Origin of the sequence: Jiangella muralis, from assembly GCF_001270745.1 — a bacterium.
In the GTDB taxonomy this organism is placed as follows: Bacteria; Actinomycetota; Actinomycetes; order Jiangellales; family Jiangellaceae; genus Jiangella; species Jiangella muralis.
Genome location: NZ_LFXL01000026.1, coordinates 1 through 12,287, shown reverse-complemented (window position 1 = coordinate 12,287; position 12,287 = coordinate 1). Strand labels below are relative to the sequence as shown.

General features: G+C 72.0%; 8 protein-coding genes. 4 read left to right on the top strand and 4 right to left on the bottom strand.

Features of this window, described 5'->3' with window-relative positions:
- The first annotated feature begins 111 nt into the window (after positions 1-111).
- Genes pstC through pstB form a run of 3 tightly spaced genes read left to right on the top strand, consistent with a single transcriptional unit; the run spans position 112 to position 2,975 of the window.
- A complete protein-coding gene (gene pstC / locus ACW62_RS21400) occupies positions 112-1,065 on the top strand; it encodes a phosphate ABC transporter permease subunit PstC (protein ID WP_053206163.1) in 954 nt (317 codons plus the stop codon).
- Positions 1,065-2,177, top strand: a complete 1,113-nt coding sequence (gene pstA, locus ACW62_RS21395) for a phosphate ABC transporter permease PstA (RefSeq protein ID WP_053206162.1) — start codon at positions 1,065-1,067, stop codon at positions 2,175-2,177. The genes pstC and pstA overlap by 1 nt, the downstream gene beginning before the upstream one ends.
- 18 nt (positions 2,178-2,195) lie before the next feature.
- Positions 2,196-2,975: a phosphate ABC transporter ATP-binding protein PstB gene (pstB, locus tag ACW62_RS21390; protein WP_053206161.1), complete on the top strand. Its 780-nt coding sequence runs from the start codon at positions 2,196-2,198 to the stop codon at positions 2,973-2,975.
- A gap of 50 nt (positions 2,976-3,025) precedes the next feature.
- Here the strand turns inward: pstB and ACW62_RS21385 are convergent, their stop codons facing one another.
- The 4 genes from ACW62_RS21385 to ACW62_RS21370 form a co-directional block, all read right to left on the bottom strand.
- Complete coding sequence (locus ACW62_RS21385) at positions 3,026-7,672, bottom strand: ThuA domain-containing protein (protein ID WP_083460018.1); 4,647 nt, start codon at positions 7,670-7,672, stop codon at positions 3,026-3,028.
- A 112-nt stretch (positions 7,673-7,784) separates the two neighbouring features.
- A complete protein-coding gene (locus ACW62_RS21380) occupies positions 7,785-8,792 on the bottom strand; it encodes an inorganic phosphate transporter (RefSeq protein ID WP_053206160.1) in 1,008 nt (335 codons plus the stop codon).
- Positions 8,793-8,796: 4 nt separating this feature from the next.
- Positions 8,797-9,408: a DUF47 domain-containing protein gene (locus ACW62_RS21375; protein WP_053206159.1), complete on the bottom strand. Its 612-nt coding sequence runs from the start codon at positions 9,406-9,408 to the stop codon at positions 8,797-8,799.
- A 94-nt stretch (positions 9,409-9,502) separates the two neighbouring features.
- Entirely contained in the window at positions 9,503-11,110 is a 1,608-nt protein-coding gene (locus tag ACW62_RS21370) for a serine/threonine-protein kinase (protein WP_053206158.1), read from the bottom strand.
- A gap of 201 nt (positions 11,111-11,311) precedes the next feature.
- Here ACW62_RS21370 and ACW62_RS21365 point away from each other — a divergent pair, with 201 nt between their 5' ends.
- Positions 11,312-12,229, top strand: a complete 918-nt coding sequence (locus ACW62_RS21365) for a helix-turn-helix transcriptional regulator (RefSeq protein ID WP_053206157.1) — start codon at positions 11,312-11,314, stop codon at positions 12,227-12,229.
- The last annotated feature ends 58 nt before the right edge of the window (positions 12,230-12,287 follow it).

The following is a 12,287-nucleotide window of genomic DNA, read 5'->3' as shown; positions in this document are numbered from 1 at the left end:
TGCCACGGAGTTCCACGTCGCCGGGCGGCTCGTCCCATGCGGGACGGACCGCCCGGCGTCCGCACGACACCGGCCTGACCCGCGAGACCTCCACGACCCGGAGCTGACGCCGTGACCACCACCGAACCACCGCCGACCGAGCGGCCCGCCGTAGCCCGGCGGCCGAAGACGCGCCCCGGCGACCGCATCTTCTCCCGGTCCGCGCAGGTCGCGGGCATCCTGATCCTGGTCATCCTCGCCGGCGTGGCGGCCTTCCTGGTCCGGGAGGCACTGCCGACGTTCACGGCCGACCCGTCGGAGATCGACGGCGGCAAGGGCTTCTTCTCCTACGTCTGGCCGCTGGTCTTCGGCACGCTCGCGGCGGCGGTCATCGCGCTGATCGTGGCGACGCCGCTGGCGCTGGGCATCGCGCTGTTCATCTCGCACTACGCGCCGCGCCGGCTGGCGCAGGGCCTCGGCTACATCGTCGATCTGCTGGCCGCCATCCCGAGCGTCGTCTTCGGCCTGTGGGGCATCCAGTGGCTGGCACCGCAGGTGCAGCCGGCCTGGGGCTGGCTGGCCGACAACCTCGGCTTCATCCCGCTGTTCAGCGGCCCGGCCTCGGCCACCGGCCGCACGATGATGACGGCCGGCCTGGTGCTCGCGGTGATGATCCTGCCGATCATCACCGCCGTCTCGCGCGAGGTGTTCCTGCAGACGCCGACGCTGCACGAGGAGGCCGCGCTGGCGCTGGGCGCGACCCGCTGGGAGATGATCCGCATGGCGGTCATCCCGTTCGGGCGGCCGGGCATCATCTCCGGCATCATGCTCGGCCTGGGCCGCGCGCTCGGCGAGACGATGGCCGTCGCGATGGTGCTCTCGACCGGCGGCTTCACCTGGTCCATGGTCACGGCCGGCAACAACACCATCGCCGCCGAGATCGCCCTGGACTTCCCCGAGTCGTCGGGGCTGAAGACCAACACGCTCATCGCCGCCGGCCTGGTGCTGTTCGCCATCACGCTGGCCGTGAACATGTTCGCCCGGTGGATCGTGTCGCGCCGCAGTGAGTTCTCGGGGGCCAACTGATGTCCGTCGCCACCAAACCCGCGCCACCGGCCGGCGCCAGCTCGCTGGCCCAGAACCAGCTGCCCCGCTACACCACGCAGCTCGTCCTGGTGCTGTCGATCGCGGCCGGCGCCGGCCTGTCCGCGCTCTTCGGCGGGTTCTCGATCGTCTCCTTCGCCGTGCTCTCGGTGCTGGCGTTCCTGGTCGTCAACACCGTCCTGTCGGGCGTGGTCGAGGGCCGGCGCAAGGCCAAGGACAAGCTGGTCACCGGGCTCGTCTACACCGCGTTCGGCATCGCGCTGGTGCCGCTGGTCTCGGTCATCTGGTCGGTGGTCGACAACGGCATGGCGCGGTTCAGCATCGACTTCCTCACGACGTCGATGCGCAACGTCACCGGCCTGAACGACCAGCAGGCGCTGGAGGGCACCGCGCCGTTCATCGGCGGCGCCTACCACGCCATCCTCGGCACCTTCCTCATCACCGGCCTCGCCACCGTCATCTCGGTGCCGATCGGCCTGCTCACCTCGGTCTACCTGGTCGAGTACGGACGCGGCCGGCTGGCCAAGGCGATCACCTTCTTCGTCGACGTCATGACCGGCATCCCGTCGATCGTGGCCGGCCTGTTCGCCGCCGCGCTGTTCGCGGTGCTGTTCGGCGTCGGCACCCGCAACGGCTTCGCCGGCGCCGTCGCGCTGTCGGTGCTGATGATCCCGGTGGTCGTGCGCTCCAGCGAGGAGATGCTACGGATCGTCCCGAACGAGCTGCGCGAGGCGGCGTACGCGCTGGGCGTGCCGAAGTGGCGCACCATCGTCCGGGTGGTCATCCCGACGGCGATCTCCGGCATCGCGTCGGGTGTGACGCTGGCCATCGCCCGCGTCGTCGGCGAGACCGCGCCGCTGATCGTCACCGCCGGCTTCACCTCGTCGATCAACAACAACCCGTTCTCCGACTGGATGATGTCGCTGCCGGCGTACGTTTACAGTCAGGCCATGCGGCCGCTGTCGGGCTCGTCGCCGCAGCCGAGCTTCGACCGGGCCTGGGCCGCGGCGCTGACGCTCATCCTGATCGTCATGCTGCTGAACCTGGTCGCCCGACTCATCGCCCGCCTGTTCGCCCCGAAGACCGGCCGCTAGAGCAAGGAAACCGCCCTTATGTCCAAGCGCATCGACGTCGGCGATCTCAACGTCTACTACGGCAGCTTCCTCGCGGTCGAGGGTGTGTCGATGGCCATCGAGCCTCGCTCGGTCACGGCCTTCATCGGCCCGTCCGGCTGCGGGAAGTCCACCTTCATCCGCACCCTCAACCGCATGCACGAGGTCATTCCGGGCGCGCGGGTGCAGGGCAAGGTGCTGCTCGACGGCGAGGACCTCTACGGCCCCAACGTCGACCCCGTCACCGTCCGCCGCCAGGTCGGCATGGTGTTCCAGCGGCCCAACCCGTTCCCGACGATGTCCATCCGCGACAACGTGCTGGCCGGCATGAAGCTCAACAGCACCCGGCTGAGCAGGAACGACGCCAAGGACATCGTGGAGCGCTCGCTGCGGGGCGCGAACCTGTGGAACGAGGTCAAGGACCGCCTCGACAAGCCCGGCTCGGGCCTTTCCGGCGGTCAGCAGCAGCGCCTGTGCATCGCGCGGGCCATCGCCGTGCAGCCGGACGTCCTGCTGATGGACGAGCCGTGCTCGGCGCTCGACCCGATCTCGACGCTGGCCATCGAGGACCTCATCGGCGAGCTGAAGAAGAACTACACGATCGTCATCGTCACCCACAACATGCAGCAGGCGGCCCGGGTCAGCGACCGCACGGCGTTCTTCAACATCGCCGGCACCGGCAAGCCCGGCAAGCTGATCGAGATGGACGACACCACGAAGATCTTCACCAACCCGACCGTGAAGGCCACCGAGGACTACGTCTCCGGCCGCTTCGGCTGACCAGCCGGCGCCCGCCCACCACGCTGCGGTCGTGGTGGGCGGGCACGGCATCACCCCCGGCCGACGCCTGACGCCGCTGCGGCCCGGCGGATCGCGGCGGCCTCGCGGTCGTCGATCACGCCGTCCACGACCAGCTGGTCCAGCACCTCGCCGACGTGGCGGAGGAACGCGCCGGACGACGCCCAGTCGCGGTCCTCCTCGATGAGGTCGTTGACGGTGCACCCGTCGGCGGCCGCGCGGTTCGGCACGCCGCTGTCGACCGTCCCGACGACGACGGTCGCCCGCGGGTCCGGCTGCGGGCAGGCCGCCTCGACCGGCGCGATCCACACGTCGCGGATCTCGACATCGGAGCCGTCGTGGTGGTTCTGGAACCCGAGGTGGCCCTCGAGCGCGCGGCTCCCGTCGCCGGTGTAGGTGTTGACGAGTTCGCCGTTCAGCCAGACGGTGTAGGTCTGCCCGACGGCGCGGATCTCGTAGGTGTTCCATTCGCCGATCGGGTTGGCCAGGACGTCGGTGATGGTGGCGAAGTTGTAGATCGAGCCGGTCTTCTGCGGGTCGCCGCCGCCCGGGTCGTCGTGGAGCTGCGCCTCGTAGCCGCGCACGCTGTCGTCGGGCTGCCGGACCCACGGTCCCTGCCAGTCCAGCGGCGCCGGGAAGCGCAGGAACACCCCGGAGTTGTCCGACGCGTTGTTCATCTTGTACTGCAGCCGCAGGTGGAAGTCGCCGAATGCCTGCGGCGTGTACCACAGCAGGCCGCCGGAGCCGCGGCTGAGCAGCGTGCAGTCGGACGTGACGGTGAACGATCCGTTGCCCACCATCGCCCAGTTCTCCAGCGACTTCCCGTCCCAGAGGGCGGTGAAGCCGTCGGCCGGCTCCGGGTCCGGGCAGACCTGCGGCTCGGACTCGGTCAGCTCGAACCGGTCGAACGCGACGTCGACGACGGGGATGTTCGGGTCGCCGTTGCCGCCGGACAACGCGAGCACGCCCACGTTCCACGTCGACATCGTGCCCAGGCCGTACGGACGGCCCACCGGCAGCCACGTCGCACCGTCGGCCGAGTACTCCGCCCGCACCTCCAGCCCGTCGCTGACCAGCCGCAGCTCGAACGTGTCCGGGAAGTCGGCCGGCAGCGCGACGTAGTCGGCCGACGTGTTGCGTTCCTGCCCGCCTGCGACGGTGAAGAACGACATCCGCCGGGTGCCGTCCGGCCGGGCCATCACGACCACCTTGGCGAAGTCGGCGTCACCGGCGTGCAGGACGAGGCCGGCCTGCTGGAACGCGGTGCTCACGTCGGCGGTGACGCGGGTGGTGGCGGTCCAGCCGCCCTCCGGCGCCGGCCGCATGATGAGGTTCGTCGCGTCGGCGCGGGCCGAGGTCAGCTCGCCGTGCGCCGTCGGCAGCACCAACTGCCCGCCGGCCACCTGATAGCCGTCCGGGTCGTGGCGGACGATCGACGACCAGCAGGACGTGTTCAGCGCGTCGCCGTCGAACTCGTCCACGCCACCGTCCTCGCACGGCGGCCGCGGCACGCTGACGCCGTCGCCGTTGAACCGCAGCCAGTCCAGCGCCATCAGGTCCGGCCCGCCGGCCCCGACGTCGTCGTTGCGGAACACCAGGTAGACGTCGAAGGTGTCGCCCGGGTCGACCAGGTCGGTGGTCCGCTCGACGACGGTGTCGACGTTCCCCGTCACCGGCACGTCCACCGAGCCCAGCAGGTCGCCGTCCGGCGCGTCGCGGCGCACCTCGATGCTGCCGCCGTGCGCGGCCGACGAGGCACCGACGGTGAGCGACTCGATGTTCGTCAGGTTCACCGTGTCGAACCTGATCCAGTCGCCGTGCGAGATGCTGCCGACCCGCGCCCGCGCGCTGGCCAGCGGCCGTTCGAAGATCTGCACGCCCTCGCTCGCGGCGTAGTGCTCGGCCTCGCGCCGCTTCGGGTTCAGCCGGACCGCGTCGCCGCCGGTCAGCGGCTCGACGCCGGGCGCGCCCGCGTCGGTGAAGCTGGCCTCCAGCACGTAGTACAGGTTGGTCTCCTGGCCGTGCCCGCCGTCGGTGATGGTCGGGATCGTCCCGGTGCAGTGCGGGTAGTTGTCCAGCGGGTGCGCGTGCTGGTCGTGCCCGAGCAGCGCGCCCACGGTCACGGCGCCGCACTCGATCTCGCCGCCGGCGATCGAGCCGTCCTCGACGTCGTCGACCGCCACGTCGTAGGCGACCTCGTCGCCCCAGTCGAAGAAGCCGCCGTGTGGTGGCCAGCTGAACCCGGTCTCCGGCCGGGTGTTGCCGGCGGAGATCCGGACCGCGGCCACCGAGCTGCGGTCCCGGCTGTCGGTGACGGTGAGCAGCGCGGTGTAGTTGCCCGCCTCGGTGTACGTGTGCGACGGGTTCGGCTGGTCCGAGCTGGCGCCGTCGCCGAAGGACCAGTGGAACGTCATCGGCAGGCCGGCGGAATGCTCGGTGCCCTCGCTGGAGAACTGCACGGTTAGCGGGAGCTGGCCCGACGTCGGCGTGCCGGACGCCTTCGGGGTCGGCGGCCGGTCGCCGCCGACGTAGTCGATGCGGTAGATGCCGGCGCCCTCGTTGACGTCACCGCGTCCCGCCCCGCTGCCGGAGCCGAAGTCGATGACGTACAGCGAGCCGTCCGGGCCGAACGTCGCGTCGAACGGGCCGCGGAAGGTGGTGCCGCCGAACACCGGGTTGATCGACAGCAGCTCGCCGGTCTCCTCGACCCGCTTGATGGTGTGGTAGCGGTTGCGGGCGTACTCGAAGACGAACCAGGTGCCGTCGTAGTACTCGGGGAACTTGGTGTCGGACTCCAGGTCCGGGTCGTAGTCGTAGACCGGGCCGCTCATCGGGGCCGCGCCGCCACTGCCCAGCTCGGGGAAGTTCGGCGACGTGCCGTAGCCGTACCAGATGAACGCCTCCTGGACCGGCGGGAGCTGCTGCAGCCCGGTGTTGTGCGGCGAGTCGTTGACCGGTCCGCCGGCGCAGTCGAACGGCTCGCCGGACGTGCCGGTGGCGAAGTCGTAGTCGATGTAGGGGATGTTGTTGCCGACGCAGTGCGGCCAGCCGTAGTTGCCGGCAGCGCTGACGACGTTCCACTCCACCAGGCCCTCGGGGCCGCGCGCCGGGTTGGCCTGGGTCGCGTCCGGCCCGTAGTCGGCGACGAGCACGTCACCGGTCTGCTGGTCGACGGTCATCCGGAACGGGTTGCGGAACCCCATCGCGTAGATCTCCGGCCGCGTCTGGGCCGTGCCCGGCGGGAACAGGTTGCCCTCCGGGATGGTGTAGCCGCCGTCGTCCGCCGGGACGATCCGGATCACCTTGCCGCGCAGGTCGTTGGTGTTGGCCGACGTGGCCTGCGCGTCCCACGCCGCGCGGTCCGGCCGCTCGTCGATCGGCGCGTAGTTGTTGGACTGCGAGAAGTCGGTGTTGTCACCCATCGAGGCGTACAGGCTGCCGTCCGGGCCGAACTCGACGGCGCCGCCCATGTGCACGTTGGCCAGGCCGATGTCGCGCCACGTCGGGAAGTCCAGCAGCCGGCTCTCCGACTCCATGTCCAGCAGCGACGTCTCGAAGTCGAAGGTGAACCGGGAGATGTTCATCTGCGCCACGTCGGGGTCGGAGTACATCGCGTACACCCAGCCGTTCGCGGCGAAGTCCGGATCCAGCGCGAAGCCGGTCAGCCCGTCCGAGTGCCGGGCGGTGCTGAGCCCCAGTTCCAGGTCGCCGACGGTCGTGACCTCGAGCGTCGTCTGGTCGATCAGCTTGAACTGCCCGGTGCGCTGGATGTACATGACCCGGCGGTCCGGCAGCACCTCCAGCTCGAACGGGTCGGCGAGGTCGTCGGTGAGCTGCGTGACGGCGAAGCTCTCGACGTCCGTCGCACCGCAGTCGCCCGGCACCGCGCCGGCCGCCCAGGTGAGGCCGCCGAGCAGGTGCCCGGCGAACTCCGGCTCGTCGAACGCGGCGGCGTCGTGGCCGCCGGCGGTGTACCAGGACCGGCCGCCGTCGTAGACCTGGCACCACGAGAACGGGTGGTTCAGGCCGGAGTCGAGCCCGGGGATGCCGTCGCGGAGCTTGACCTCCGCCAGCACGTGCACGCTGCCGGTCGGGTCGGCGTCGAGGTTCACCCAGCCCTCCGAGCGCTCCCACAGCTGCGGCAGCTCGCTGGTCGACGGGTGCACCTGGTCCAGCACCTCGACGCGCCCGGGTGACGTCTCGCCGGCGGCGCCGAGGTCGGCGTGGCCGCTGACCCGGGCGCCGACGAGGCCGCCGTACCACTCCCAGTCCGGCTCGGACGCGGCCGCGGCGTGCAAGCCGACGTAGCCGCCGCCGTTCTGGATGTAGCGGGTGAACGCGGCGCGCTCCTCCTCGCCGAGCAGCGCGCCGTCCGCCGGGGTGTTGTTGAAGACGACGACGTCGAAGCCGGCCAGGCCGTCGTCGGTGAACAGCGCGGTGGAGTCGTCGACCACCACCTCGAAGTCGTTCGCGGCGCCGAGTTCCTGGAGCAACGCCGCGCCGGCCGCGACCGGCTCCTGCGGCTCGCCGGGCGCCACGGAGTAGACGAGCGCACGGAACTGCGGGTCCGCGGCGGCCGCCGGTGGCGGATCGGGTGCGGCAGTCGTCGGCGGGGCGCCGGCGAGCGCGGCCGCCAGGACGCCGGCGGACAGGGCTGAGAGCAGGCTGGATCGGCGCATTCGGGACTCCGTCCATGCGGTGGTGAGGACGATTCGGAAAGCGCTTACCGCGGACGAGTCTGTCGGTGATCACTCCGTGCTGTCAAGACCCCGGACGCCGGCCGGGCAGCGGTCAGAGCGAGCTGAGCCCCGGGATGAGGTGCAGCATGCCGTAGCTGAGCGCCGCCGCGAGCCCGGACATCGGGATGGTGAGCACCCAGGCGGTGACGATGTTCCCGGCGACGCCCCACCGCACGGCCGACAGCCGCTTCGTCGAGCCGACGCCAATGACGGCGGACGTGATGGTCTGGGTGGTCGAGATCGGCGCGTGGTAGGCGAACGCCGTCGTGTAGAGGACACCGGCCGCCACCGACTCCGCCGCGAAGCCCATCGGCGGGTCCAGGTGCACGATGCGGCGGCCGAGCGTCCGCATGATCCGCCAGCCACCCGCGTACGTGCCCGCCGCGAGCGCCGTCGCCGCCAGCACGATGACCCACCACTGGACGTGGAAGCCGGCCTGGTAGCCGCCGACCACCAGCGCCAGCGTGATGACGCCCATGGTCTTCTGCGCGTCCTGCAGGCCGTGGCCGAGCGCCATCGCGGCCGCGCTGAACGTCTGCGCCAGCCGGAAGCCGCGGTTGACCCGGCCCGGGTTGGACCGGCGGAAGATCCACTGGATCGCCGTCATCACCAGGAACGCCAGCGCGAACCCGACGATCGGTGACACCACCATCGGGATGACGACCTTGTCGAGGATGCCGTGCCACTTGACGGTGTTGGCCGACGCGATGGCCGCACCGATCAGGCCGCCGATGAGCGCGTGCGACGACGACGACGGCAGGCCGAACCACCAGGTGATGAGGTTCCAGACGATGGCGCCGACGAGCGCCGCGAGCACCACCAGCAGGCCGCTGTCGCCCACCGGCGCCTCGATGATGCCGCTGCCGACCGTCTGCGCCACGCCGGTGCCGAGGAACGCGCCGACGAGGTTCATCGCCGCGGCCATGAGCAGCGCCGCCCGCGGCGTGAGCGCCCGCGTCGACACCGAGGTGGCGATGGCGTTGGCGGCGTCGTGGAATCCGTTGGTGTAGTCGAACGACAGCGCGACGACGATCACCGTCAGGATGAGCGCGAGCTCCACCCGCTCACGACTCCTTGATGGCGATCTGCTCGACGATGTTGGCCACCGTCTCGAAGCCGTCGACGGCCGATTCCAGGGTGTCGACGACGTCCTTCAGCTTGTGCACCGTCAGCGCGTCGAACTCGCCGGAGAAGATGCGGGCGAGCAGCCGCCGGTAGTCCTGGTCGGCCTGGTTCTCCAGCCGGTTGACCTCGATCCAGTAGTCGGTCAGCTCCGACGGCGTCCGCAGCCGCGGCATCGCCTCGGCCGTCAGGTCGGCCGCGCGGGCCAGGACGTCGACGAGGTCGCCCACGCCGGACGGGAGGTCGCCGACGCGGTACAGCACCATGAGGTCCAGCGCGGCGTCGACGTCGTCGAGCACGTCGTCGAGGGCGCTGGAGAGCCGGTAGATGTCCTCGCGGTCGAACGGCGTCACGAACGTGGAGTTGACCCGCCGCACGATCTCATGGGTGTGTTCGTCGCCCTGATGCTCGACCTCCTTGAGCCGGACCGCGAGGTCGGCACGGTCGGCGTCGGACGCGAGGGCCTCGGACAGCAGCCGCACGCCTTCGCGCAGGTTGCGCGCGGCGGCGGCGAACAGGTCGAAGAAGGCGTTGTCTCGCGGGGAAAAGCGCACGAAACTCCTCTGTCGGACGTAGGCGAACGCTCGAATGCTAAACGGTGAACACTCTGTGACCTGTCACACGCTCGCCTGTGTCACCAGTGGATCTTCAGCTGCGCCACCAGGTGAGGTCGTCGACCGAGAGGTTCGCCGCCCACCAGCTGCCCCCGAACGAGTCGAACACCAGCACCGCGCCGCAGGCCGCGACGAACAGCACGCCGAGCACCACCCACGCCAGCTCACGGGACCGGTCCAGCGGCGCGAGCATCGACCTGATGCCGTGCCGGCTGCGCACCGTGCCCGGGCCGCGCCAGACCAGCCAGGTGCCGACGATGGCGGCCACGATGGACGGCGTGCGCGAGCCGCCGACGTCCAGCAGGTCGAGCGCGCCGCCGACCACCAGCGCGCCGAGGGCGGCCACCAGCAGCTGGGCCAGGCACGGCATCGCCGCGGCCACGATGTCCCAGGGCGCGGCCAGCGCCGCCACCATGCCGTCGTTGCGCTGCGCGCCGCGCGCCTCGCGCCGCTCGAACAGCCGCCGCTGGACCCGCCAGACGATGCGGCCGGTCAGCAGGACGGCGAGGGCGACGGCGCCGCCGGCGTACGGCTCGGCCGCGATGAGGAAGACCAGCAGCAGGCCGCCCAGTCCGATCGCCAGCCGGGACCGCCAGCTGCCCGGCGCCAGCGACTCGCCGCCCGGCCGCGGCGGCGGGACCGCCAGCGGCGACGGCTTCTGCGGCTGGCGGGGGCGACGGTCGTGGCCCGGCAGCGGCGGCGGGTGCACCTGGGTCGGCGGGACGTACGGGGGCGGCGCGGGCGTCACCGGCAGCGGGGGCGGCGGCACCGGCGCGATGACGGCGGTGTCGTCGAGGGTCGGCGGCTCGGCGACCGCGGGCGGCGGCGTGGTGATGGTGGGCGGCTCGCCGGTGCCGATGGCGTGCACCAGGGCGGGGACGCCGGGCCGGCGCGCGGGATCGGGCTGCAGCGCGGCGTCGAGCACCGCCGCCAGCCACGGCTCGACGCCGGTGAGGTCGTGTTCGCCGCGCCGGATGCGGTCGACGACGGCGAGGTCGGGGCCGCCGCCGTAGGGCGCCCGGCCGGTCGCGGCGTAGGTGAGCGTGGCCGCCCACGCGTGCACGTCGGTGGCCGACGTGGGGTCGCGGCCGAGGACGGTCTCGGGGGCGAAGTAGCCGGGGGTGCCGGAGATCAGGCCGGTCGCGGTGAGCCGGGTGTCGTCGGTGGCGTGCGCGATGCCGAAGTCGATCAGCACCGGCCCGCCGGCGGCCAGCAGGACGTTGCCCGGCTTGATGTCGCGGTGGACGACACCGGCCGCGTGCACCGCGTCGAGCGCCTCGAGCAGGCCGCGGGCCAGGATGCGCAGGTCGGCGGCGGCCAGCGGCCCGTGCTCGGCCACCCACGAGCTGAGCGGGACGCCGTCGACGAAGCGGGTGACGATGTACGGCGGCTCGGCCGCGATGTCGGCGTCGAGCACCTCGGCGACCCGCGCGCCGCGCACCCGCACCAGCGTGGCGACCTCGCGTTCGAACCGGCGCCGGCCGTCGGTGCCGCCGACGAGCCACGGCCGCAGCGTCTTGACCGCGACCGAGCGACCGTCGGGTGCGGTCGCCAAGTACACGACCCCCATGCCGCCCTCACCGAGCTGGCGGACCACCCGGTACGGGCCGATGTGGGTGAGTTCGACCGGCCTCGCGTCCACAACGTAGACGGTAACCGACCGGGCCGCGACGAGGCATTCCGAAGCCACGCCGGGCGAGCGCCACGCCTGCGGGGCCGCGGCGTGCTTTGCTATGACGAACACGATCATCGGGGGCTGATGTCAGCCCTCGTGGTCGGCGACAAGCGACGTGATCATGGGGGTGCGGCCGGGCCGAAGGCGTCCGGCTGGGGAGGACCGGCGATGGGCAGCCAGGGCCAGGCGACGGCTCAGCACGACACCACCGACGCACCGTCCCGCCTGCCGCGCATGCGCCGGCCGGCGGAGACCCCGGCGGCGCCTCGGCGTGGCCCGGGCGGCCCGCGGCCATCGCCGGGCGACGTTCGGCTGGGCGAGGCGGGCGGCCGCGCCAGCCGCAGCACCCGGCTCGACAGCCTCGCCCGCGAACTCCACGCCGCCGGCCGCCAGGGCCGCACGTCGTCATGGCTGGCCGAACGGCTCGGCGTGTCCGCGCGCACGGTGAAGCGGGACGTCATCGCGCTGCAGCAGTCCGGCGTCCCGATCCGGGCGTCCAGCGGGCCGCAGGGCGGCTACGTCATCGACCAGTCCGGGCAGCGCGCGCTCAGCCTCACCCCCGACGAGGCGCTGGCCATCGTCGTCGGGCTGCAGGCGGTGCCCGACCAGCCGTTCGCCGCGGCCGGGGCGTCCGCCGCGGCCAAGGTCCTGCGCGCGGTCGCGCCCGACCGCCGGGCCGACGTCACCGCCGTCGCCGAACGCATCTGGATCCGGCCCGGCGAACCCGAGCCGGAGCACGGCGACGCCGTCCGCTCCGTCCTCGCCGACGCCATCCGCGACCACCGCGTCGTCCTGCTCGACCACGCGGCCGGGACTGCGTCCACCGACGAGGCCGACACCGACGCCGACACCGACGCCGCCGAATCGCTGACCGAGCAGGTCGAGCCGCTGGGGTTCGCGTACTCGCGCGGCGCCTGGTTCGTGCTGGTCTGGAGCCGCGAGTCCGATGCCGGCCGCTGGTTCCAGCTCGACCAGGTGTCCGCGGCCCAGCCCACGCACGAGACGTTCGAGCCGCGCGACGTGCGCGAGATCTTCCGCCCCGTCCACGCCGAGGCGGAAGAGGCGTCCGAGGCGGACGCAGACTAGCTGGCTGTAGGTCTTGTCAACCGGGGTCGAGGCGCGTGTGGGTGTGCTCCGGCGGTGT

Bases quoted from the DNA above. Each gene is read 5' to 3' on its own strand.
- pstB (WP_053206161.1), top strand. From the start codon at position 2,196: ATGTCCAAGCGCATCGACGTCGGCGATCTCAACGTCTACTACGGCAGC.
- ACW62_RS21365 (WP_053206157.1), top strand. From the start codon at position 11,312: ATGGGCAGCCAGGGCCAGGCGACGGCTCAGCACGACACCACCGACGCA.
- ACW62_RS21385 (WP_083460018.1), bottom strand. From the start codon at position 7,672: ATGCGCCGATCCAGCCTGCTCTCAGCCCTGTCCGCCGGCGTCCTGGCG.
- pstA (WP_053206162.1), top strand. From the start codon at position 1,065: ATGTCCGTCGCCACCAAACCCGCGCCACCGGCCGGCGCCAGCTCGCTG.